Annotated in this window: 17 protein-coding genes; 10 read left to right on the top strand and 7 right to left on the bottom strand. The window is 72.9% G+C overall.

What is annotated here, in order from left to right; translation table 11 throughout:
• Positions 1-9: 9 nt before the first annotated feature.
• The 3 genes from OG242_RS07165 to OG242_RS07155 are packed head-to-tail and all read right to left on the bottom strand — an operon-like array spanning position 10 to position 3,474.
• On the bottom strand, positions 10-621 hold the full coding sequence (locus tag OG242_RS07165; protein WP_405897340.1) for a TetR/AcrR family transcriptional regulator: 612 nt from the start codon (positions 619-621) through the stop codon (positions 10-12).
• 29 nt (positions 622-650) lie between these two features.
• On the bottom strand, positions 651-2,738 hold the full coding sequence (locus OG242_RS07160; protein WP_405897339.1) for a YhgE/Pip family protein: 2,088 nt from the start codon (positions 2,736-2,738) through the stop codon (positions 651-653).
• Positions 2,710-3,474 carry an ATP-binding cassette domain-containing protein gene (locus OG242_RS07155; RefSeq protein WP_405897338.1) on the bottom strand — a complete coding sequence of 255 codons (765 nt, stop codon included), beginning with the start codon at positions 3,472-3,474 and terminating at the stop codon, positions 2,710-2,712. The genes OG242_RS07160 and OG242_RS07155 overlap by 29 nt, the downstream gene beginning before the upstream one ends.
• Before the next feature lie 166 nt (positions 3,475-3,640).
• Here OG242_RS07155 and OG242_RS07150 point away from each other — a divergent pair, with 166 nt between their 5' ends.
• The 3 genes from OG242_RS07150 (at position 3,641) to OG242_RS07140 (ending at position 5,711) form a co-directional block, all read left to right on the top strand.
• The gene (locus OG242_RS07150) at positions 3,641-4,168 is read left to right on the top strand and encodes an SAV_6107 family HEPN domain-containing protein (protein ID WP_405897337.1); all 528 of its coding nucleotides are present in this window, start codon (positions 3,641-3,643) and stop codon (positions 4,166-4,168) included.
• Positions 4,169-4,268: 100 nt separating this feature from the next.
• The gene (locus OG242_RS07145; protein ID WP_405897336.1) at positions 4,269-5,027 is read left to right on the top strand and encodes a class I SAM-dependent methyltransferase; all 759 of its coding nucleotides are present in this window, start codon (positions 4,269-4,271) and stop codon (positions 5,025-5,027) included.
• A gap of 285 nt (positions 5,028-5,312) precedes the next feature.
• Positions 5,313-5,711: a DUF3040 domain-containing protein gene (locus OG242_RS07140; RefSeq protein WP_136315278.1), complete on the top strand. Its 399-nt coding sequence runs from the start codon at positions 5,313-5,315 to the stop codon at positions 5,709-5,711.
• A 76-nt stretch (positions 5,712-5,787) separates the two neighbouring features.
• On the opposite strand, the gene OG242_RS07135 is transcribed toward OG242_RS07140, so the two are convergent.
• From OG242_RS07135 to OG242_RS07120, 4 genes are all read right to left on the bottom strand, one after another.
• Positions 5,788-8,199: a DUF3488 and DUF4129 domain-containing transglutaminase family protein gene (locus OG242_RS07135; RefSeq protein ID WP_405897335.1), complete on the bottom strand. Its 2,412-nt coding sequence runs from the start codon at positions 8,197-8,199 to the stop codon at positions 5,788-5,790.
• Positions 8,200-8,239: 40 nt separating this feature from the next.
• Positions 8,240-9,607: a DUF58 domain-containing protein gene (locus OG242_RS07130; RefSeq protein WP_405901532.1), complete on the bottom strand. Its 1,368-nt coding sequence runs from the start codon at positions 9,605-9,607 to the stop codon at positions 8,240-8,242.
• Positions 9,607-10,653 (bottom strand): AAA family ATPase, encoded by a 1,047-nt coding sequence (locus OG242_RS07125; protein WP_405897334.1) that lies wholly within the window; start codon positions 10,651-10,653, stop codon positions 9,607-9,609. The genes OG242_RS07130 and OG242_RS07125 overlap by 1 nt, the downstream gene beginning before the upstream one ends.
• A 287-nt stretch (positions 10,654-10,940) precedes the next feature.
• Entirely contained in the window at positions 10,941-11,474 is a 534-nt protein-coding gene (locus OG242_RS07120) for a beta-class carbonic anhydrase (RefSeq protein ID WP_405897333.1), read from the bottom strand.
• Positions 11,475-11,853: 379 nt separating this feature from the next.
• Here OG242_RS07120 and rsmH point away from each other — a divergent pair, with 379 nt between their 5' ends.
• The 7 genes from rsmH to murD all read left to right on the top strand — a co-directional run bounded on the left by rsmH (position 11,854) and on the right by murD (position 21,011).
• The gene (gene rsmH, locus OG242_RS07115; protein ID WP_405897332.1) at positions 11,854-12,819 is read left to right on the top strand and encodes a 16S rRNA (cytosine(1402)-N(4))-methyltransferase RsmH; all 966 of its coding nucleotides are present in this window, start codon (positions 11,854-11,856) and stop codon (positions 12,817-12,819) included.
• A 97-nt stretch (positions 12,820-12,916) separates the two neighbouring features.
• The gene (locus OG242_RS07110; RefSeq protein WP_405901531.1) at positions 12,917-13,384 is read left to right on the top strand and encodes a septum formation initiator family protein; all 468 of its coding nucleotides are present in this window, start codon (positions 12,917-12,919) and stop codon (positions 13,382-13,384) included.
• Positions 13,385-13,390: 6 nt separating this feature from the next.
• A complete protein-coding gene (locus tag OG242_RS07105; RefSeq protein WP_405897331.1) occupies positions 13,391-15,373 on the top strand; it encodes a peptidoglycan D,D-transpeptidase FtsI family protein in 1,983 nt (660 codons plus the stop codon).
• A gap of 17 nt (positions 15,374-15,390) precedes the next feature.
• Positions 15,391-17,109: a UDP-N-acetylmuramoyl-L-alanyl-D-glutamate--2,6-diaminopimelate ligase gene (locus OG242_RS07100; protein ID WP_405897330.1), complete on the top strand. Its 1,719-nt coding sequence runs from the start codon at positions 15,391-15,393 to the stop codon at positions 17,107-17,109.
• A 4-nt stretch (positions 17,110-17,113) separates the two neighbouring features.
• Positions 17,114-18,520 carry a UDP-N-acetylmuramoyl-tripeptide--D-alanyl-D-alanine ligase gene (gene murF, locus OG242_RS07095; RefSeq protein ID WP_405897329.1) on the top strand — a complete coding sequence of 469 codons (1,407 nt, stop codon included), beginning with the start codon at positions 17,114-17,116 and terminating at the stop codon, positions 18,518-18,520.
• On the top strand, positions 18,517-19,587 hold the full coding sequence (gene mraY, locus OG242_RS07090) for a phospho-N-acetylmuramoyl-pentapeptide-transferase (protein ID WP_405897328.1): 1,071 nt from the start codon (positions 18,517-18,519) through the stop codon (positions 19,585-19,587). Before murF ends, mraY begins: the two co-directional genes overlap by 4 nt.
• A complete protein-coding gene (gene murD / locus OG242_RS07085; RefSeq protein WP_405901530.1) occupies positions 19,584-21,011 on the top strand; it encodes a UDP-N-acetylmuramoyl-L-alanine--D-glutamate ligase in 1,428 nt (475 codons plus the stop codon). The genes mraY and murD overlap by 4 nt, the downstream gene beginning before the upstream one ends.
• Positions 21,012-21,066 lie beyond the last annotated feature (55 nt).

Below are 21,066 nucleotides of genomic sequence, written 5' to 3'. Positions count from 1 at the left end.
TCGGCGGCCTCAGTGCCCGCTGACGCGCCCGCGCAGCAGCAGGGACAGCGCCGAGTGGACGTCGTCGATCGAGCGCTCCGGCTGGAACGCCTGCCAGTCCAGCGCCGCGACCAGCACCATGCCGACCAGTGCCGCCGCCGTCAGCGGCACGTCGATCTCCTCGCTCAGCTCGCCGCCCGCCACGCCTTCCGCGATGACGCCCTCCACCACGGCGACCGCCTCGCGGCGCACCACCAGCAGCGTGGACTGCCAGGCGCGGTTGGTGCGCCACAGCTCGGCCACGTACAGCTGGGTGAAGGCGGGATAGCGGTCGATGAAGACCAGACCGGCCCGGATCATGGCGTCCAGCGCCTCGACCCGGCTGCCGCCGCGCGCCCCGGTCGCCTCGGCCGCCGTGCGCAGGGAGGCGGTGAGCAGCCCGACGCCGTGGCGCAGCAGTTCCTCGAAGAGCTCGGTCTTGCTCTTGAAGTTGTAGTAGACCGTGCCCTTGGCGACCCCGGCCCGGTCGGCGATCTCGTCCACCGTGGTCGCCGAGAAGCCCTTCTCGGCGATGAGGGTGACGGCCGCTTCGTAGAGCTTCTGCCGGGTGGCCTGGCGGCGCGTGCTGCTACTGCTTTCCATGCTCCTGATTCTCACAGGTCCGGGCAGGCTCACAGGCTCAGCTCCGGGTGGAGCCGCTCCAGTGTCCACATCTGCTTGCGGCGGGCCGACAGGGCGGTCAGCGCGAGCGCCCCGGCGGTGAACGCCACCAGGACCGCGCAGCCCTGCCAGACCGGGCCGAGCCCGCCGCCCGTGATCAGCCGGCGCAGCCCCTCCACGACGTAGCTCATCGGCAGGTAGGGGTGGATCGCGTTGAAGAAGCCCGGGCTGGTCTGTACGGGGTAGGTCCCGCCGGCCGAGGTCAGCTGGAGCATCAGCAGCGCGAGGACGAGGATGCGGCCCGCCGCCCCGAAACAGGCGTTCAGCCACTGCACGATCGCCGCGAAGCAGCAGGTGACCAGCGCCAGGAAGCCGAGCGTGCCGGCGGTGTGCGCCATGTCGAGCCCGGGGCCCCAGTGCAGGACGGACATCAGCGCGGCCGTCTGGAGCAGCCCGATCCCGGCCACCGGCAGCCAGCCCGCGAGGGCGATCCGCCGGGCCGGTGCCCCGGCGGCCAGGGCGCGCCGGCTGAGCGGCTGGATCAGCATGTACGCCACCATCGCGCCGACCCAGAGCGAGAGCGGGATGAAGTAGGGCGCGAACCCCGTGCCGTAGTTCGGGGCGGAGTGCAGCGACTGCGATGCCAGCCGTACGGGGTCGGCCATGACCTCCGTACGGGCGTCGCGGTCCTTCTTGCCATAGTCGGGGATCTTGCCGACGCCGTCGCCCAGGCCCTGGGCGAGCGTGGCGGAACCGTCGCTGAGCCGGACCATCCCCTTGTCCAGAGCCGTGGCGCCCTTCTTGAGCTTGCCGACGCCCGTGTTCAGGTCGGCCGAGCCGGTCTTCGCCGTGCCGAGGCCGGTGTGCAGTTGGCCGGCGCCTTTGGCGACCTTGTGCGCGCCGGTGTTCAGCGCGTTGATCTTCCTGACCGCGGCTTCCAGGTCCTCGTCCAGGTGAGGGGAGCGCGCGGCGAGCGACTTCGCCTGCTTCTCCAGCGTCGTCAGCTGGGTGCGCAGCTTCTTGAGGTCCCCGTTCTGGTTCTTGACCAGCGCGTTCACGTCGTCGGCCACGGCGGCGACGTCGTCCGCCGCCGTCACGGCCCGCTTCAGCGGCGGGCAGACGGTGGCGTCGGGCAGCGGCTGCTCCTCGCAGCGGGTGCGGTGGACCGCGGTGAGGTCGGCGGCGGCGGTGTGCGCGGCGGCCGCGGCGGTGGGCGCCGCCTTCACCAGCAGGTCCAGGTTGTCCCGTACGGTCTTCGACGAGCCGGCGACCAGCCGGGCGGTGTCGCCGATGGTCCTGCCGTTGTCCTTCAGGAACGGGCGCACGTCGGCGGCCACCCCGTTGACCTTGTCGGCGAGGAGCTGGGTGCCGTCGGCGACCTGGCGGGAGCCGGTCTCCAGGTCGCCCGCGCCCTTGTTCAGCTTCACGATCCCGCCGGCCAGCTTGTTGCTGCCCTTCTTGGCGTCCTTCAGCCCGTCCGCGAGGTCCTTCGAGCCCTTCTTCGCCTTGCCGATCCCGTCCTTGAGGCCGGCCGCGCCCTCGGCGGCCTTCGCCGTCCGGTCGTGCAGGTCGGAGAAGCTGATGAAGATCCGGTCCAGGAACCCGCGCGAGGCGTCGGCCGACGCGGCCGTGCGGACCTCGGAGAACACCGTCCGGGAGATCTGCCCGACGATGTAGTTGTTCGCGTCGTTGGTACGCACCTGGAGCGCGCCGGTCTCGGGGGAGTCGCCGGCGCTGGAGGCGATGCGCCTGCTGAAGTCCGGGGGCATGCGCAGCGAGAGGTAGTACGTGCCGTCCTCGACGCCCCGGTCCGCCTCCTCCGCGCTCACCTCGTGCCAGTCGAAGGTCTTCGATTCGAGGAGCTTGCCGGTGATCCGGTCGCCGGCCGCGAGGTGCTTGCCGTCGGCGGTGGCGCCCTTGTCCTCGTTGACCAGGGCGACCGGGATGCGGTCGAGGCGCCCGTACGGGTCCCAGAAGGACCACAGGTACAGGGCGCCGTAGAGCAGCGGGAGCAGCAGGAGCGCGGCGAGGGCGGCGCGCGGCAGCCGCCCCCTGCCGAAGCGCCTCAGCTCAAGCGCGGCCAGTCTCGGCGAACGCATCGGCCGGTTCCTCCTCGTGCGTGGTGGCGTCGGTTTCCGTGGAGCTGCCCGTGCGTACGGTGACGGCGTCCTCGGGGGCCTCGCTGCATACGGCGAGCACGGTGGTGCCGGCGGCGGCCACGGAGCGCAGCAGCTCCCAGACGTCGGCGCGCTCGGCGTCGGACAGCTTCAGATCGGTGTCGTCCACCGCGAGCAGCCGGGGCCGGCCCATCAGCGCGAGGGCCACGGAGAGCCGCAGCGCCTCCGGCCGCTCCAGATCGCGTACGGCGGTGCGCCCGGCCTTGGGCAGCGTGGCGGGGTCGAGCCCCGCGGCGTCCAGGGCGGCGTCGATCCGGGCGCGGGCGGCGGCGGCCCGTTCGCGGGGCGGGCGCAGGAGGGCGCGCAGGGAACCGTCGTAGCGGCGCTGGAGCAGGGCCCGCTCGCGCAGGTGCTCGGCGACCGTGAACGCCGGGTCGAGCTCGCTGACCCCGGGCACCGGTCCCAGGGCCGCGATGCGGCGGACGGCGGCGGCCCGCCGCGGCAGGGCGAGGCCGCCGGTCAGGGCCTGCCCCTCGGTGGGGCGCATACGGCCGGTGAGGGTGAGCAGAAGGCAGGTGCGGCCGGTGCCGGACGGGCCCTCGACGGCGATCAGGGAGCCGGGGTCCGCGCTGAACGTCACGTGACGGAAGGCCCAGCCCCGCGGCCCTTCGAGCCCCAGCCCCTCGGCGGTGACGGCGGCCCCGTGCGGACTCTCCACGGACCCCTCCCTTCTTTGAACTGACTGGTCAGTGCAAAAAGGTAGCCCGAACTCGCGATCGAAGCAAAAGCCCAGGTCAGGGGGTGATCGAGGCCGATTGTCAGTGGGGGTCGTCACGATGGATACAGACGGCCACGAAGCCGTTACCGAGACAGGAGGTTCTGTCATGGCCCACTCGTCCGCAGCCGCCGCCCCGCGACGCCGCGCAGACGGCCCTGCTCCCTCACCGACCGGCCCGGCCCGCGATGTCCACCCCGTCGTCCGGCGCACCACCGCACCGCCCGCCGCCCTCGATCTCCTCACCCAGGCCCGCGCCGGCCTGGAAGAGGCAGCTGTCCTCGCCGTCCCCAACGAGCGGTACGCCACCGCGCACCTCGCCGCCCTGCGCACCGCGGCCGCCGTGCTCGCCGCGCGGGCCCGCCCCGAGCCCGCGCGCCGGCGCCGCGAGCCGATCCGCAGCGCCTGGGAGATCCTCCCGGAGCTGGCCCCCGAGCTCGCCGAGTGGAGCGCCCTGTTCGCCTCCGGCGCCGCCCGGCGGGCCCGCGCCGAGGCGGGCATACCCGGCGCCGCCAACCGCCGCCAGGCCGACGACCTGCTGCGCGACGCGGCCATGTTCCTGCGCCTGGTCGAGCGGCTGCTCGTGCTCCAGCCGGTGCTCCCGCAGCCGCGCGGGGGGCGGCCGGACACGGGATGACCGCTGGGGCGGCGCCAGGCAATAGGGTGGGGACAGGACCTGTTACCTGCGCTGTTCACGCTCCGCCCCCGCGGCGGCCCGTGCCGAGGAGTCAACTGCCGTGTCGGACCCGCTGCGCCCCCGCGCCTCCCTCCGTACCGCTGTGGTCTGGGAGGTCCTCAAGGACGCCCTCGACCGCCGGGTCAAGGTGACCGGCCGGGACGCCCTGGACGTGCTGGACACCGGCGGCGGCACGGGCAACTTCGCCGTGCCCGCCGCCCGTCTGGGCCACCGGGTCACCGTCGTCGACCCCAGCCCCAACGCGCTCTTCGCGCTGGAGCGCCGGGCCGCCGAGGCGGGCGTCGCCGACCGGGTCCACGGGGTGCAGGGCGACATCCTCGGCCTGTTCGACGTGGTGGAGCGTGGGGGGTACGACGCGGTGCTCTGCCACGGCGTCCTGGAGTACGTCGACGACCCCGCCGAGGGCGTGCGGAACGCGGTGGAGGCCCTCCGGCCGGCCGGGGCGCTGAGCCTGCTCGCCGCCGGTCTTGGCGGTGCCGTCCTGTCCCGCGCGCTGGCCGGCCACTTCAACGAGGCGCGGCACGCGCTGGGCGACCCGGAGGGCCGCTGGGGCGACGGGGACCCGATGCCCCGGCGGTACACGGCCGAGCAGCTGACCGAACTCGTCACGGCCGCCGAGGTCGAAGTGGGCGCCGTGCACGGCGTCCGGGTCTTCGCCGACCTCGTCCCTGGAGTCCTGGTGGACACCGAGCCGGGCGCGATGGAGGCCCTGCTCAGGCTGGAGGCCGCCGCCGCCGAACTGCCGGCGTTCCACTCGGTGGCCACCCAGCTGCACGTCCTGGGCACCAAGCGCGGCTGAAACCCCCGGAGGGTTACCGGCGGCAGCGCGGCTGATCAGCGACGCAGCGGCATACGGAGTACGCACCGGCAGCCCCGTTCGGGGCTCCGGCCCCGTATGATCGGTGGACACCATCCGGCATGACGGATCGGAGGTTGGGGAATCAACGCCTCAGCAGCTGAGCCGTCGTGGCGGCCCGGACTGGCTGATTGGCATTGAGGGCGGGTTTCACGGGGACGATTCCCTGCCTATCCTGGAAGGGCCGCATACCGGCCGCCCCCCGCGGCCGACGACGAGGAGGACTCCGTGCCGCTCTCGGAGCACGAGCAGCGAATGCTCGAGCAAATGGAGCGAGCGCTGTACGCCGAAGATCCCAAGTTCGCGACAGCGCTCGAGGGAAGTGGGCTGCGTACGTACACCCGGCGACGGGTCTACCAGGCAGTCGCTGGCTTTCTGGTGGGTATCGCGCTCCTCATGGCCGGAATGGTCGCTCAGCAGATCTGGATCAGCGTGGTGGGCTTCCTCGTCATGCTGGGCTGCGCGGTGCTCGCGGTCACGGGATGGCGCAAGGCGCCCAAGCCGGGTGAGCAGCAGGCGGTGCGCACCGGCGGTGCGGGTGAGCGCCGACAGTCCCGCCAGCGCCGGTCCGTGATGAACCGGATCGAACAGCGGTGGCAGCGCCGCCGTGACGAGCAGGGACAGTAGTAGACAGTTCGTAAGGGTGAGGGGCGGCCGCGAATGCGGCCGCCCCTCACCCTTACGTGGATCCGCTGAGGCCCCCTCACCCCTCCTGGCGGGACGGCCGGCGGGTCCAGGACGGGCGCGTGGGCAGGTGGAAGCGGGCGGTGAGGGCCGCCCGGCGCTTCGAGAGGGCCCAGACCACCCGTACGGCCGAGCGGGGCGCCACCAGTGCGCGCAGGCGGGTGGCGCGGCCGGCCGTGAGGCCCAGCCCGGTCCGTACCGCGCGCGCGTCTTCGGCGAGGCCCGACACCGGGCGCGGCTCAGGGGCGTAGAGCACCTGCTCCACCGCTCCCGCCGCCCGGTGCACCGCCTCCGACGCCTCCGTGTCCAGCCGGCCCAGGCGCACCAGCCGTTCGGCGGCCCGGCGCGGGGTCAGGGCGTCGTCCGGAGGGATGCCGTGGTCCCACGCCGTGTCGGTGATCTCCTGCCACACCGCCAGCGTCCGCGCCGCCGTGCCGGCCGGGGTGCGGCCGGCCGACGAGCCCAGCCTGCGCGCCCGCGCCCGCAGCCGCCAGCACATCGGCAGCAGCGGCAGCAGGAGGACGAGCACGACCGCGACGACGATGCCGAGCACGGTGCCCGTCGGCGTCCCCGGGTCCGTCGGCGCGGCCGCCCCGGGCGCCGCCGACTGCCCGCACTCGCCCTGCTTGCGCATCTGCGCCGGGCAGCTTTCCGACGCGGACGGGGTGGGCGCGACCGGCGCCGAGGCGTCCGCCTCCGGCCGGGACGGGTCCGCCGTGTCACCGGACGGCGCGTCCGGCAGGGTGTACGACGGCACCGAACCCCGCGTCGGCGTCGGCTCGAAGCGCGTCCAGCCGATGCCCTCGAAGTACAGCTCGGGCCAGGCGTGCGCATCGCGCAGCCCCACCGTGTACGAACCGTCCGGCTGCGCGGAGCCCGGGGTGAAGCCCACCGCGACCCGGGCCGGGATCCCCAGCGTCCGGGCCATCGCGGCCATCGTGAACGAGAAGTGGACGCAGAAGCCCCGCCGGTCCTTCAGGAAGCGCGCTATCGCCGAGGTGCCGGTGCCCGAGTCGACCGAGGTGTCGTAGGTGAACCCGCCGTCGGAGGCGAAGTAGTCCTGGAGCTTCACCGCCCGCTCGTAGGGGTTGGTGGCCCCCTTGGTGACCTCGTCGGCCCTCTGCGCGACCACCTGCGGCAGTGACTCGGGCACCTCGGTGTACTCGCGCAGCAGGCCGGTCGGAACCGCGCCCGCGCGGGCGAGCTGGTCGGACGTCGGCTGCACGTCGAGGCTGGTCACCGTGTACTGCGCGCCACCGGTGGTCTCCCCGTCGTCACCGACGAGGGTGCGCCCCTCCGGCTCGAACCGCCAGCGGCCGCCCACCCGCACCTCGGCCGCCGGGAAGGGCAGCGGCAGATAGGTCTGCTTGTACGAGGCGGACGCCGAGACGGTCGACCTGACCTCCGTCACGGAGACGGCGGAGGAGAGACCCGAAGGCGTCGGGAACCGCTTCGGCACGTCCTGCAGCTGCCGCGTCGAGGCACGCCACTCGTTGCCGTTGAACTGGTCCAGGGCCAGGATGCGCAGATAGAAGTCGCCCGGGCTCTTCGCGTCGGTGCGGTACGACATCACCTCCCGGTTCTCCGGCTGGTTGAGGTTGTCCTGGAGCGAGACCAGCGGGTTCACCGCGGAGATGGTGCCGCCCCCGGACCCCCTGCCGCCCCCGCCGCCCGTACCGCCCAGCAGGCCGCTGTCGAGCGCGGGCAGCGCCGCCGGCACGACCAGCGCGATCCCGAGAGCCAGCGCGCCGATCCGCCGCCCCGTGCGCACCGGGGCGAGCGCCCCGCCGCCCGTGGCGTCGAACCCGGCGGAGGAACCGCCCTGCGGCCTCGCAGCGCCGGCGAACACCCGGCCCCACTGGGAGAGCCGGTCGCGCCCCTCGGCCAGCAGGAGCAGCAGATAGCCGCACCCGGCCAGCAGGAACCACAGCCAGTCCGCGCCGCCCTCGGTCAGCCCGGCCGCGATCGAGTAGAGCGCCAGCAGGGGCAGCCCGGCGGGCGCCGCGCTGCGGAACGTCACCGCCAGCGTGTCCACCAGCAGTCCGACCAGCAGGACACCGCCCACCAGCATCAGCCGGATCCCCGGGGTGGCCGGCGCCGGAATCGCGTACTGCCCGACGTCGTCCCCACCGGCCGTCAGGAGGTCCGCGAGCTGCCGCACGGCCTGCGGTCCGGGCAGCACGCCCGCCACCGCCTGCTCCCGGGCGAACGCCACGGTCAGCAGCACCACCATGACCAGCGCCTGGGCGACGACCGTCAGCAGCCGGGGCAACGGCACCCGTCGGCCCAGCGCTCCCACCCCGCACTGCACGGCCAGCAGGAACACCGCCTGCGCGATCCAGTTCCACGGGTCCACCAGCGGCAGCATCGAACAGGCCGACAGAAGCGTCGCCGCGAAGGCCGCCAGCGCCAGCCGGCCACGACCGCTCATGACCGCCCCCTCGTATCCAGCGCCCCCATGTGCAGTCCCCTCATCCCCAGCCCCCGGCGTATCCCGTCGCGCCGGCCCCGGACTCGGCCGGCGCCCCCTGCCGGCCCGCCAGCTGCCACAGCGCGCCCAGCTGCGTGCCGGGCCCCGCCGGCACCACCGTCCACCCCGCCTCGCGCAGCCTGCGGACCCGTCGCTCCGCCGCCTCCCGGGTGGCGGGCGACTCGCCGTCCACCCAGGCGGCGCTGTCCAGGACGAAGGCGACGGCCCCGCCGCTGCGCTGCCGCATCCGGGTGGCCACACCGGTCTGTTCCTCGTCCAGATCGCCCAGGAAGGCGATCAGCAGCCCCTCACCGCCCCCGCGCAGCACGTCGTAGGCCCGCGAGAGGCCCCCGCCGTCGGAGTGGTCGATCTCCGCGAGGGTGTCCAGCATCAGCCCCGCCGACTCCGCGGTGGCCTGGGTGGCGCCGGCGAAGCCGCCCTCGCCGTCGCCCGGCGCCGCGTCCCCCATGTCCGTCAGCAGCCGGACCGCGAAGCCGCGCTCCAGCATGTGCATCAGCACGGAGGCCGCCCCGGAGACGGCCCACTCGAACGCCGAGTCCGCTCCCGTCCCCCGGTAGGCGGCCTGCCGGGTGTCGAGCAGGACCGTGCACCTGGCGCGCTGCGGCTGCTCCTCGCGGCGCACCATCAGCTCGCCGTAGCGGGCGGTGGAGCGCCAGTGGACCCGGCGCAGGTCGTCGCCGTAGCGGTAGCCCCGCGGGATCACGTCGTCCTCACCGGCCAGCGCCAGGGACCGCTGGCGCCCCTCGCCGCGGCCGGACGCCTCGCCCGCCAGCCGCACGGGCGGCAGCGGCTCGGTGCGCGGGACCACGACCAGGGTGTCGTACGCGCTGAAGGAACGCGTCAGCTCGCACATGCCGAACGGGTCGCTCAGCCGCAGTTGCAGCGGCCCGAGCGGGTAGCGGCCGCGCAGGTCGGACCTGACCCGGTAGGACACCTCGCGCCGGCCGCCCGCCTCCACCCGGTCCAGCACGAACCGGGGCCGGGGCCCGAGCACGTACGGCACCCGGTCCTGGAGCATCAGCAGGCCCGTGGGCAGCCGCGAGACGTTGTCCATGCGCAGGTGGACGCGGGCCTCGGAGCCGGCCGGGACACGCGACGGGGAGAGCTTGCGGGTGCCCGTGACCCGGTAGCGGGTCCGGTAGAGCACCGCCACGCACACCAGCGGCAGCACGGCGAGCAGCAGTCCGACGCGCAGCAGGTCCCCCTGGCCCAACGCGTAGGCGCAGACCGCCGCGGCGGTCCCGGCCGCGAGGAAGGACCGCCCCCGGGTGGTCAGGCCGCCGAGCGCGGCCCGTACCCCGCCCTTGTCGTCGGCTCCGTCCATCGCGACGGGTCCCCCCGGAGCCATCACGGACGCCGCATGCCGGGCTGCTGCGGGCCGCCGTACGCCGGGCCCGCCTGGTACGGGGGAGCAGGCACGGCGCCTCCGGCGGCCGTGGGCACCGGGGTGTGCTGCAGGATCTCCAGCACCACCTGCTCGGCGCTGCGGCGGTTGAGCTGGGCCTGCGCGGTGGGCAGCAGGCGGTGCGCCAGCACCGCGACGGCCAGCGCCTGCACGTCGTCCGGCAGGCAGTAGTCCCGGCCGGCCAGCGCGGCGGAGGCCTTGGCGGCGCGCAGCAGGTGCAGCGTGGCGCGCGGCGAGGCGCCGAGCCGGAGGTCGGGGTGGGTGCGGGTGGCGCCGACGAGCTGGACCGCGTATCTGCGGACGGCCTCGGCGACGTGGACCGCGCGGACCGCGTCGATGAGCTTCACGATGTCGTGCGCGTGCGCCACGGGCTGGAGGTCGTCGAGCGGGGAGAGGCCGCCGTGCACGTCGAGCATCCTGAGCTCGGCCTCCGCGCTGGGATAGCCGATCGACACCCGGGCCATGAACCGGTCGCGCTGGGCCTCGGGCAGCGGATACGTGCCCTCCATCTCCACCGGGTTCTGCGTCGCCACGACCATGAACGGGTCGGGCAGCTCGTAACTGTGCCCGTCGATGGTGACCTGGCGCTCCTCCATCGACTCCAGCAGCGCGGACTGGGTCTTCGGCGAGGCGCGGTTGATCTCATCGCCGATCACGATCTGGGCGAAGATCGCGCCGGGCTTGAACTCGAAGTCGCGCCGCTGCTGGTCGTAGATCGACACACCGGTGATGTCCGAGGGCAGCAGGTCCGGCGTGAACTGGATGCGCCGCACCGAGCAGTCGACGGACCGGGCCAGTGCCTTGGCCAGCATGGTCTTGCCCACCCCGGGGACGTCCTCGATCAGCAGGTGCCCCTCCGCGAGCAGTACGGTCAGCGAAAGCCGTACGACCTCGGGCTTGCCCTCGATCACAGTCTCCATCGACCTGCGCACCCGCTCGACGGTGGTGGTCAGATCTGTGAGGCTCGCTCGATCGTCATAGGTCGTCACCCGGCCCTCCTCGGCCCTGCCCCGCGCTCCCGAGGAGCGCGGGATTCCCCAGTCACGGGCCGGCACCGTCGCGCGGCGCGGCCCTCCCCGAAATGCGGACACCACGCCGGAAACGAGGTCCGACGGGGTGTCACTCACGCATTCTTGTTGCCGTTACCGCTTCGTGTCACTCGCCTGTGGACAACCGGGAGTGATATGTCGGATTGGGTGAGGATTTCTCACCGGAAGGTGGTCGTCCGCCCCCTGCGGGCGGCCCTGCCGGGCCGCCCGGTCCGATCATCATCCGGTCAGGCGGCCGGCAGGACCTCGCGCAGCTTGCCGGTGGTCACGTCGAAGACGAAGCCGCGCACGTCGTCGGTGTACTTGAGGAACGGCGAGGTGCGGGCCCGCTGCATCGACTGCCGCACGTCCTGGTCGGCGTCGGTGTATGCCTCCACGGCCCACGACGGCCGCTGCCCGACCTCGTGCTCCAGCTCCTGGCGGAAGTCCTCCGTGACGGACTCCATGCCGCAGCCCGTGTGGTGGATCAGGACGATGCTGCGCGTGCCGAGCGCCCGCTGACTGATCGCCAGCGAACGGATGACGTCGTCGGTGACCACGCCGCCGGCGTTGCGGATGGTGTGACAGTCGCCCAGCGACAGGCCGAGGGCCTTGTGCAGGTCGAGCCGGGCGTCCATGCAGGCGACCACGGCGACCTGGAGCACCGGCTTGGCGTCCATACCGGGGTCCTTGAACTCTGAGGCGTAACGGCCGTTCGCCTCGACCAGGCGGTCGGTGACCGTGGCGGCGGGCTCGGCGGGGGAGTGCGAAGGAGTCGACATGCTCAAGACGTTAGCCCCCGCCACCCACCCCGGTGCGAGGGGGAAGCGGACAAAGAACGTCAACGGTGCTTGTTGTGAGGTACTCCACAAGCCAGTCTCCGGTCGCCCGCGTGGGTGAACGCGCGAGGGCCGACGCGCTGCCGGGTTGATTGATCGGGAATCGATCGAGTGGCAGGGTGGACTAAAGTGACGGGAAGTTACCGACACCCTGCACATTTCGAACTTTTACCCGTGTGCGCGGCGTACGTACGGCCCGGCCCTCTCCCGCTCGCCGGTCGGCTGACGCCCCTTCCCCGGCGCCGGCGGACCTCCCCTTCGCGAGCGGGCGGGGACCAGGCCGTACGTCCCGCCACGCGGGAAGCTGAGCCTGAGAGGGCGCATGAGCCAGACCCGACACGTCCCGGTGATGCTCCAGCGATGCCTGGACATGTTGGCACCGGCTCTGGAGGCGCCCGGCCCCCAGCCACCTGTGGTCGTCGACTGCACCCTCGGGCTCGGCGGGCACAGCGAGGCGCTGCTCGCCGCCTTCCCCACAGCCCGGCTGATCGCCCTGGACCGCGACAAGGAGGCCCTGCGCCTCTCCGGCGAACGGCTCGCCCCATACGGCGACCGCGCGACCCTGGTGCACGCCGTCTACGACGAACTGCCCGAGGTGCTCGACCGGCTCGGCATCCCCAAGGTGCAGGGCATCCTGTTCGACCTCGGCGTCTCCTCGATGCAGCTGGACGAGTCCGACCGGGGCTTCGCCTACGCCCGCGACGCCCCGCTCGACATGCGCATGGACCAGACGACCGGCATCAGCGCCGCCGAGGTCCTCAACACCTACCCGCCGGGCGAACTGGTGCGCATCCTGCGCGCGTACGGCGAGGAGAAGCAGGCCAAACGCATCGTCTCCGCCGTCGTGCGCGAGCGCGAGAAGGAGCCGTTCACCAACAGCGCCCGGCTCGTCGAGCTGATCCGCGAGGCCCTGCCGCAGGCCGCCATGCGCACCGGCGGCAACCCCGCCAAGCGCACCTTCCAGGCCCTGCGCATCGAGGTCAACGGCGAGCTCACGGTCCTGGAGCGGGCCATTCCGGCAGCCGTCTCCGCCCTCGCCGTCGGCGGGCGCATCGCGGTCCTCTCGTACCAGTCGCTGGAGGACCGCCTGGTCAAGCAGGTGCTCGTGGCGGGCGCCGCCAACACCGCACCGCCCGGCCTGCCCGTCGTCCCCGAGCGCTACCAGCCCCGGCTGAAGCTGCTCACCCGGGGCGCCGAACTCCCCACCGAGGAAGAGGTCGCCGAGAACCGCCGCGCCGCCCCCGCCCGGCTGCGCGGCGCCCAGCGCGTCCGCGAGGACGAGCGGTGAGCCGCCGGCCCACGGCCGCGCCCGCCGGGGACGGAGCGGCGCGGTGAGCAAACCGGCCGGGCAGCGACCAGGACGTGCCACACGGCTCACCCGGCTGATGCCCGCCGGGCCGAGCACCGCGGCCCGGGCCCCGTTCGTCCTGCTGGTCGTCCTGCTCCTGGGCGGCGGCCTGATCACCCTCCTGCTGCTCAACTCCGCGCTCAACGAGGGCTCCTTCGAGCTGAGCGAGCTGAAGAAGCGGACCACCGAGCTGACCGACGAGCAGCAGGCCCTCCAACGCGACGTCGACGCCTCCTCCGAGCCCGACGCCCTCGCCCGCCGCGCCCGCGAGCTGGGCATGGTCCCCGGCGGCGGCCCCGCCTTCCTGAACCCCGACGGCACGATCTGGGGCGTCCCGTCCAAGGCCCCGCCGGCCCCGGTGATCGCGCCCCCGCCGACCACGCCCGCCGCCGACCCGCCGGCCGCCGGCACGCCCGCATCCACTCCCACGGGCACCCCGGCACCCGGCGGGTCCACGGCCTCCGGCACCCCGGCAGCACAGCCCTCCACGAGCCCCGGCAGGTGACACGCAGTGCCCTCCAAGGAACCACCGCGCCGCCGGGTCCCCGGCCCCGCGCGGCCCCGTAACGCCGCCGCGTCCGGCCGGCCCCGCCCCCAGCAGCGACGCCTCCCCTCCGCCGCGCCGCGCGGCCGGGCGCCACGCGGACGCTCCGGCCGGACACTGCGGCTGGGCAGCCCGCGTCCGAGGCTGCGGCTGGTCAGCCTCGCCCTGACGCTCGTCATGACCGCGTTCGTCGTACGGCTCCTCCAGGTCCAGGCCGTCGACGCGCACGCGTACGCCGCGAAGGCCGAGACGAACCGCTACCTGAGCTACACGGTCGCCGCGGAGCGCGGGGAGATCACCGACCGGAGCGGCATCGCGCTGGCCACCAGCGTGGACGCGTACGACATCACGGCCGACCCCAAGATGTTCACGCCGGCCGACAGCAAGGCGCCCGACGCCCCGCAGCAGGCCGCGGCCCTGCTCGCGCCGATCCTCGATGTGGACGCGGAGGGCCTGGTCAAGAAGCTCTCCAAGCCCAGGAGCCGGTACGCGGTCCTGGCCCGCAGGCAGACCCCGCAGGTCTGGAAGCAGATCAAGGACCTCAAGTCCGTCTTCGCCGAGAAGGCCGCGAAGGACAAGGCGGCCGGCGGGGCCGGCGCCAACGTGCTGGCCGGCGTCTTCCAGGAGGCGACCACCAAGCGGGTCTACCCCAACGGCACCCTGGCCGCCGGGATACTGGGTTACGTCAACGCCGAGGGCAAGGGCGCGGGCGGCCTCGAATCGAAGCTGGACAAGCAGCTCGCGGGTGAGGACGGCACGATCAAGTACGCCCAGTCCGGCGGCCGCAGGGTGCCCACGGCGGGCACCAAGGAGGTCCCGGCGGTGGCCGGCTCCGACATCGAGCTGACCATCGACCGCGACATCCAGTGGGCGGCCCAGAAGGCCATCTCCGAGCAGGTGGCGGAGTCGAAGGCCGACCGCGGTTACGTCGTCGTGCAGAACACCCGCACCGGCGAGGTCCTCGCCATGGCCAACGCCCCGGGCTTCGACCCCAACGACCTCTCGCAGGCCGACGCCGCCTCACTGGGCAACCCGGCCCTCCAGGACGTCTACGAACCCGGCTCCACCAGCAAGGTGATGTCCATGGCCGCCGTACTGGAGGAGGGCGTCGCCACCGCCGGCACGCACGTCACGGTCCCCAACCGGCTGCACCGGGGCGACCGCCTCTTCAAGGACGACATCGACCACCCCACCTGGCAGCTGACGCTCAACGGCGTACTCGCCAAGTCCAGCAACATCGGCACCATCATGGCCACCGGCCAGCTGGGCAAGACGCAGGCCCAGGCGAACAAGGTGCTGTACTCCTATCTGAGGAAATTCGGCATCGGCTCGCCCACCGGGCTCGACTACCCCGGCGAGACGCCCGGTCTGCTCGCCAAGCCGCAGGACTGGTCGACCTCGCAGCAGTACACGATCCCGTTCGGCCAGGGCCTCTCCCTCAACGCCATGCAGGCCGCCTCGATCTACTCGACGGTCGCCAACGGCGGCGTACGGATCGAGCCGACCCTCGTACGCGGCACCCGGGGCCCGGACGGCCGCTTCAACCCGGCCGAGGCGCCCGAACAGAGGCGGGTCGTCAGCGAGAAGACCGCCAAGACGCTCGCCACCATGCTCGAATCGGTGGTCAGCGACGAGGAGGGCACCGGCAACAAGGCCCAGATCCCCGGCTACCGGGTCGCGGGCAAGACCGGCACCGCCAACCGCGTCGACCCGGTGCGCGGCGGCTATCACGGCTACACCGCGTCCTTCGCCGGCTTCGCGCCCGCCGACGACCCCCAGGTCACCGTCTACTGCGCGATCCAGAACCCCACCAAGGGAAGCCACTTCGGCGGCCAGACCTGCGGCCCCATCTACAAGCAGGTCATGGAATTCGCCCTCAAAACCCTCCAGACGCCCCCGTCCGGCCGCCCGGCGGCCAAGCTGCCGGTCTTCTTCGGAACCGGCGAGTGAACTCGCGGAGACCACCAGTGACAACCATCACCCCCGACCCCGGTAACCGGAACGAGAACGTCCGTTCCTCCGGCCCCTCACTTCGCGAGAGGCGGGGTGCGCCCGGTACGCTCACCGCCGTGCCCCACGCTGAACAGTCCCGAACGACCCAGAAGGACGCGCCTGTGAACTACCCGGGAGCGCCTCGCCCGGACCGGCTGCGGCCGACGTCCCTGGCCACACTCGCAGACCGGCTGGGAGCCGAACCGCCGGGCACCGGCGACGTCACCGGCATCACCCACGACTCCCGGGCCGTGCGCCCCGGAGACCTGTACGCGGCCCTGCCGGGCGCCCGGCTGCACGGCGCCGACTTCGCCGCCCAGGCGGCCGGGCTCGGCGCGGCGGCCGTCCTCACCGACCCGTCCGGCGCCGAACGCGCCCGGGCCACCGGAATCCCGGTGCTGGTCACCGAGAACCCGCGCGGCCGGATGGGCGAACTCGCCGCCGAGATCTACGGCCGCCCCGGCGCCGACCTCCTCCAGATCGGCATCACCGGCACGTCCGGCAAGACCACCACCGCCTACCTCGTCGAGGGCGGCTTCCGCGGCGCGGGACGCCCCACCGGGCTCATCGGCACGGTGGAGATGCGGATCGGCGACGAGCGCATCAAGTCCGAGCGCACCACGCCCGAAGCCACCGACCTGCAGGCCCTGTTCGCCGTCATGCGCGAACGCGGTGTCGACGCCGTCACCATGGAGGTCTCCAGCCACGCGCTGGTTCTCGGCCGCGTCGACGGCTGCGTCTTCGACGTCGCCGTCTTCAACAACCTCAGCCCGGAGCACATGGAGTTCCACTCCGGCATGGAGGACTACTTCCAGGCCAAGGCCCGGCTGTTCACCCCGCAGCGCAGCAAGCGGGGCGTCGTCAACTTCGACGACGAGTACGGCCGCAGGCTCGTCACCGAGGCCTCCGTGCCCATCACGACCTTCTCCGCCGAGGGCCACCCGGACGCCGACTGGCGGGCCGAGGACGTCGTCGTCGGCCAGCTCGGCTCCACCTTCACCGTCGTCGGCCCCGACGGCGAGCGGGCCGGTGCCAAGGCCCCGCTGCCCGGCCCGTTCAACGTCGCCAACACCCTGGCCGCGATCGTCACCCTCGCCGTCGCCGGGATCGACCCGCAGACCGCGGCCGACGGCATCGCGACCGTGCCCGGGGTCCCCGGCCGGCTGGAGCGGATCGACGCCGGACAGCCCTACCTCGCGCTCGTCGACTACGCGCACAAGACCGACGCCGTCGAGTCCGTGCTGCGGTCCCTGCGCAAGGTCACCAAGGGCAAGGTGCACATCGTCCTCGGCTGCGGCGGCGACCGCGATACCACCAAGCGCGGCCCGATGGGCGCGGCGGCGGCCCGGCTCGCCGACACCGCCGTCCTGACCTCCGACAACCCCCGCTCCGAGGACCCGCTCGGCATCCTCGCCGCCATGCTGGCCGGCGCCGCCGAGGTGCCCGTCCACGAGCGCGGCGACGTCCTCGTCGACGCCGACCGGGCCGCGGCCGTCGACGCCGCGGTCGCCCGGGCCGAGCCCGGCGACACCGTGCTCGTCGCCGGCAAGGGCCACGAGCAGGGCCAGGACGTCCACGGCGTCGTCCGCCCCTTCGACGACCGGGTCGTCCTGCGCGAGGCCATCGAGCGCTCCCTGGGGCACGACGGCGCCGACCCCCGTGCCTCCCACCACGAGAACAACAGTCAGGGATGACCAAGTGATCGCCCTTTCCCTCGCCGAGATCGCCGAAATCGTCGGCGGGCAGACGCACGACATACCGGATCCGGCAGTGACCGTCAGCGGACCGGTCGTCATCGACTCCCGCAAGGTGACGCCCGGCAGCCTGTTCGTCGCCTTCGCCGGCGAACGGGCCGACGGCCACGACTACGCCGAGCGCGCCGCCGAGGCGGGCGCGGCCCTCGTCCTGGCCACCCGCCCCGTCGGTGTGCCCGCCATCGTCGTCGACGACGTCGTGGCGGCCCTCGGCGCGCTCTCCCGCGCCGTCGTCCGCCGCCTCGGCGCCACCGTCGTCGCCCTCACCGGCTCCGCGGGCAAGACCTCCACCAAGGACCTCATCGCGCAACTCCTGGAGCGCAAGGGGCCCACCGTCTACCCGGAGGGCAACCTCAACAACGAGATCGGCCTGCCGCTCACCGCGCTGCGCGCCACCGACGAGACCCGGCACCTGGTCCTCGAAATGGGCGCCCGCTACATCGGGGACATCCGCTACCTCACCGGACTCGTCCCGCCGCGCGTCGGCCTTGTGCTGAACGTCGGCAGCGCGCACATCGGAGAGTTCGGCGGCAAGGAGCAGATCGCCCAGGCCAAGGGGGAGATGGTCGAGTCGCTGCCCGGGGACGGCGTCGCCGTGCTCAACGCCGACGACCCCCTCGTACGCGCCATGTCCTCCCGTACCAAGGCCCGGGTCGTCCTCTTCGGCGAAGCCGCGGATGCGGACGTACGGGGCGAAGACGTGCGCCTCACCGACGACGGACGCCCTGCGTTCCGCCTCCACACACCCACCGGGTGCGGCGAGGTGACCATGCGCCTGTACGGTGAGCACCACGTGTCGAACGCGCTCGCCGCGGCCGCCGTCGCCCATGAGCTGGGCCTGTCCGCAGACGAGATCGCCGAAGGGCTCTCCGAGGCGGGCACCCTCTCCCGCTGGCGCATGGAGGTCACCGAGCGTCCGGACGGCGTGACGTTCGTCAATGACGCCTACAACGCGAACCCCGAATCCACGAAGGCCGCGCTCCGCGCGCTGGCCGCCATGGGGAAGGGGCGTCGTACGTGGGCGGTGCTCGGCCTGATGGCCGAGCTCGGCGACGCCTCGCTCGCCGAGCACGACGCGGTCGGACGGCTCGCCGTCCGGCTCAACGTCAGCAAGCTCGTCGCGGTCGGGGGCAGAGAAGCCTCCTGGCTGCAACTGGGCGCATACAACGAGGGTTCGTGGGGTGAGGAGTCGGTGCACGTGTCCGACGCACAGGCTGCCGTCGACCTGTTGCGCAGAGAACTGCGCCCGGGAGACGTCGTGCTGGTGAAGGCGTCCCGGTCGGTCGGCCTGGAGCAGGTCGTAACGGCACTGCTGGAGAACGCGACCGAGGGCGAGGTCGCGGGCCGATGAGGCAGATCCTCTTCGCGGGAGCCATCGGGCTCTTCCTGACCCTGGTCGGCACACCGCTGCTGATCAAGCTCCTGGCCCGCAAGGGATACGGGCAGTTCATCCGGGACGACGGGCCGCGCACCCACGGCTCCAAGAAGGGCACGCCCACGATGGGCGGCATCGCCTTCATCCTGGCGACGATCATCGCGTACGTCCTGGCGAAGGTGATCACCGGCGAGGAGATGCGCTTCTCCGGTGTGCTGGTCCTCTTCCTGATGGCCGGCATGGGACTCGTCGGCTTCCTCGACGACTACATCAAGATCGTCAAGCAGCGCTCGCTCGGTCTGCGGGCCAAGGCGAAGATGGCCGGCCAGCTGATAGTCGGGGTCGCCTTCGCGGTGCTCTCGCTCCAGTTCGCCGACGCCCGCGGCAACACCCCGGCGTCCGACAAGCTCTCGTTCGTCGAGGACTTCGGCTGGTCGATCGGCCCGGTGCTCTTCGTCCTCTGGGCGCTGTTCATGATCCTCGCCATGTCCAACGGCGTGAACCTGACGGACGGTCTGGACGGCCTGGCCACCGGCGCGTCGGTGATGGTCTTCGGCGCGTACACCTTCATCGGGCTCTGGCAGTTCCAGGAGTCCTGCGCCAACGCCGGCACCCTCACGAACCCGAGCGCCTGTTTCGAAGTGCGCGACCCGCTCGACCTCGCGGTCGTGGCCTCCGCGCTGATGGGCTCCTGCTTCGGTTTCCTGTGGTGGAACACCTCGCCGGCCAAGATCTTCATGGGGGACACCGGCTCGCTCGCCCTCGGCGGCGCGCTCGCGGGCCTCGCGATCTGCTCGCGCACCGAGTTCCTGATGGCCGTCCTCGGCGGCCTCTTCGTGATGATCACGATGTCCGTCGTCATCCAGGTCGGCTCGTTCAAGATGACCGGCAAGCGCGTCTTCCGCATGGCCCCGCTCCAGCACCACTTCGAACTCAAGGGGTGGTCCGAAGTCCTTGTCGTGGTCCGCTTCTGGATCATCCAGGGCATGTGCGTGATCGTCGGACTCGGCCTCTTCTACGCAGGATGGGCAGCCAAGAAGTGAGCAACGTGGACTGGCAGGGCAAGCACGTCACGGTCGCCGGACTCGGGGTCTCCGGAATCCCGGCGGCCCGGGTGCTGCACGGCCTCGGCGCCGTCGTCACCGTCGTCAACGACGGGGACGACGAGCGCTCCCGCGCCCAGGCCGCCGAGCTGGAGGCGCAGGGCATCGCCGTGCGCCTCGGCGACGGCGACACCCTGCCCGCGTCCACCGAACTCGTCGTCACCGCCCCCGGCTGGAAGCCCGGCAAGCCGCTGTTCGCCGCGGCCGCCGAGGCGGGCGTCCCGGTCTGGGGCGACGTCGAACTCGCCTGGCGGCTGCGCGGGCAGGACGGCCGTGAACCGGCACCCTGGCTCGCGGTCACCGGGACCAACGGCAAGACCACGACCGTACGGATGCTCGCCTCCATCCTGGAGGCCGCCGGACTGCGCACCGCCGCCGTCGGCAACATCGGCGTCTCCCTGCTGGACGCCGTCCTCGGCGACGAGCCGTACGACGTGCTCGCCGTCGAACTCTCCAGCTACCAGCTGCACTGGGCGCCCTCGCTGCGCGCCCACTCCGCCGCCGTGCTCAACCTGGCCCCCGACCACCTCGACTGGCACGGCTCCATGGAGGCGTACGCCGCCGACAAGGGCCGGATCTACGAGGGCAACCGCGTCGCCTGCGTGTACAACGCCGCAGACCCGGCCACCGAGGACCTGGTGCGCGAGGCGGACGTGGAGGAGGGCTGCCGGGCCATCGGCTTCACCCTCGGCACGCCCGGGCCCTCCCAGCTCGGCGTCGTGGACGGCATCCTCGTCGACCGGGCCTTCGTGCAGAACCGCCAGAAGCAGGCCCAGGAGCTGGCCGAGGTCGCGGACGTCGACCCGCCTGCCCCGCACAACATCGCCAACGCCCTGGCCGCCGCCGCCCTGGCCCGCGCCTACGGCGTCGAGCCCGCCGCCGTGCGCGACGGGCTGCGCAACTTCCGCCCCGACCCGCACCGCATCGAGCACATCGCGGACGTCGACGGCGTCGCGTACGTGGACGACTCCAAGGCCACCAACACGCACGCCGCCGAGGCCTCGCTCGCCGCCTACGACTCCATCGTCTGGATCGCAGGCGGGCTGGCCAAGGGCGCCACCTTCGACGAGCTGGTGACCGGCTGCGCCAAGCGGCTGCGGGGCGTCGTGCTGATGGGCGCCGACCGTGCCCTGATCCGCGAAGCCCTCGCGCGACACGCGCCCGAGGTCCCTGTGGTCGACCTCGACCGGACCGACACTGGGGCGATGTCCGAGGCGGTCCGCGAGGCGGCACGGCTCGCCCGGCCGGGAGACACCGTACTGATGGCCCCGGCCTGCGCCTCCATGGACATGTTCGTCAACTACAACAAGCGGGGCGAGGCCTTCGCGGACGCCGTCCGCGCACGCGCCGCCGAGAGCGCCTGACGGACCGGCCGCCGCGCCGCACCGTCCCGGTCCACCGGGGCGCCTACGGCTGCGC

The organism is Streptomyces sp. NBC_00727 (genome assembly GCF_045161745.1).
Taxonomy (GTDB): Bacteria; Actinomycetota; Actinomycetes; order Streptomycetales; family Streptomycetaceae; genus Streptomyces.
Note: the sequence above shows the minus strand (reverse complement) of the source record. Positions and strands in the feature narration are given on the sequence as shown.

Coding starts and splice junctions, on each gene's coding strand:
- OG242_RS07110 (WP_405901531.1), top strand. CDS start 12,917: ATGCCCGCCGGGCCGAGCACCGCGGCCCGGGCCCCGTTCGTCCTGCTG.
- OG242_RS07160 (WP_405897339.1), bottom strand. CDS start 2,738: ATGCGTTCGCCGAGACTGGCCGCGCTTGAGCTGAGGCGCTTCGGCAGG.
- OG242_RS07130 (WP_405901532.1), bottom strand. CDS start 9,607: ATGGCTCCGGGGGGACCCGTCGCGATGGACGGAGCCGACGACAAGGGC.
- OG242_RS07165 (WP_405897340.1), bottom strand. CDS start 621: ATGGAAAGCAGTAGCAGCACGCGCCGCCAGGCCACCCGGCAGAAGCTC.
- OG242_RS07150 (WP_405897337.1), top strand. CDS start 3,641: ATGGCCCACTCGTCCGCAGCCGCCGCCCCGCGACGCCGCGCAGACGGC.
- OG242_RS07135 (WP_405897335.1), bottom strand. CDS start 8,199: ATGAGCGGTCGTGGCCGGCTGGCGCTGGCGGCCTTCGCGGCGACGCTT.
- mraY (WP_405897328.1), top strand. CDS start 18,517: ATGAGGCAGATCCTCTTCGCGGGAGCCATCGGGCTCTTCCTGACCCTG.
- OG242_RS07120 (WP_405897333.1), bottom strand. CDS start 11,474: ATGTCGACTCCTTCGCACTCCCCCGCCGAGCCCGCCGCCACGGTCACC.
- rsmH (WP_405897332.1), top strand. CDS start 11,854: ATGAGCCAGACCCGACACGTCCCGGTGATGCTCCAGCGATGCCTGGAC.